Raw genomic sequence first — 1,327 nt, 5'->3', positions numbered from 1 at the left:
GTGCTGGAAGGTTAAGAGGAGAGGTTAGCGTAAGCGAAGCTTTGAATTTAAGCCCCAGTAAACGGCGGCCGTAACTATAACGGTCCTAAGGTAGCGAAATTCCTTGTCGGGTAAGTTCCGACCCGCACGAAAGGCGTAATGATTTGGGCACTGTCTCAACAATGCACCCGGTGAAATTGAAATACCAGTGAAGATGCTGGTTACCTGCGCCAGGACGGAAAGACCCCATGGAGCTTTACTCCAGCTTGATACTGGGATTCGATATTGCATGTACAGGATAGGTGGGAGACTGAGAACTGATGACGCCAGTTGTCAGGGAGTCACTGTTGGGATACCACCCTTGTAGTATTGGATTTCTAACCAGCAGCCGTGAACCGGCTGGGGGACAATGTCAGGTGGGGAGTTTGACTGGGGCGGTCGCCTCCGAAAGGGTATCGGAGGCGCTCAAAGGTTCCCTCAGAATGGTTGGAAACCATTCGAAGAGTGCAAAGGCAGAAGGGAGCTTGACTGCGACACCGACGGGTGGAGCAGGTACGAAAGTAGGACTTAGTGATCCGGTGGTATAAAGTGGGATTGCCATCGCTCAACGGATAAAAGCTACCCTGGGGATAACAGGCTTATCACTCCCAAGAGTTCACATCGACGGAGTGGTTTGGCACCTCGATGTCGGCTCATCGCATCCTGGGGCTGAAGTAGGTCCCAAGGGTTGGGCTGTTCGCCCATTAAAGCGGTACGCGAGCTGGGTTCAGAACGTCGTGAGACAGTTCGGTCCCTATCCGGCGTGGGCGTAGGATATTTGAGAGGAGCTGCCCTTAGTACGAGAGGACCGGGGTGGACTGGCCGCTGGTGGATCTGTTGTATTACCAAATGCATAGCAGAGTAGCCAAGCCGGGACGGGATAAACGCTGAAGGCATCTAAGCGTGAAGCCCCCCTCAAGATGAGATATCCCATAACGTCAAGTTAGTAAGACCCCTTGAAGACGACGAGGTAGATAGGGCAGAGGTGGAAGTGCGGTAACGCATGGAGCTGACTGTTACTAATAGGGTGAGGGCTTGACCAACAATCGCAAGGTTGTAAAATGATTCCATTAGGATGTAACATGTATGTAGTTTTGAAGGTACAGAACCTTTCAAAGAGACGTGACTAGTAATAGTCACTTTTCTTCATAAAATAGGGGATTGGTCAAATGGTATGATAGGGGTCTCCAAAACCTTTGGTGGGAGTTCGATTCTCTCATCCCCTGTTATTAAACCTTGAAGCAAGATAGTTGTTTCAAGGTTTTTTTTGTTTAAAAATGAAAATAGATGTATTATAATGGGCATAAAG

The 1,327-nt window shown here is 49.4% G+C and carries 1 tRNA gene and 1 rRNA gene; both read left to right on the top strand.

The annotated features are described in order from the left end of the window. Nucleotides 1-1,061: ribosomal RNA gene (locus AB5217_RS24840) — 23S ribosomal RNA — on the top strand; the annotation flags it as partial. Between the two features lie 112 nt (nt 1,062-1,173). Further along, nucleotides 1,174-1,244: transfer RNA gene (locus AB5217_RS24835), tRNA-Trp, on the top strand. Nucleotides 1,245-1,327: the final 83 nt, after the last annotated feature.

It is taken from the genome of Bacteroides sp. MSSM.1001136sp1_RTP21357st2_D2_RTP21359_211015, from assembly GCF_040913205.1.
Taxonomy (GTDB): domain Bacteria; phylum Bacteroidota; class Bacteroidia; order Bacteroidales; family Bacteroidaceae; genus Bacteroides; species Bacteroides ovatus.
Note: the sequence above shows the minus strand (reverse complement) of the source record. Positions and strands in the feature narration are given on the sequence as shown.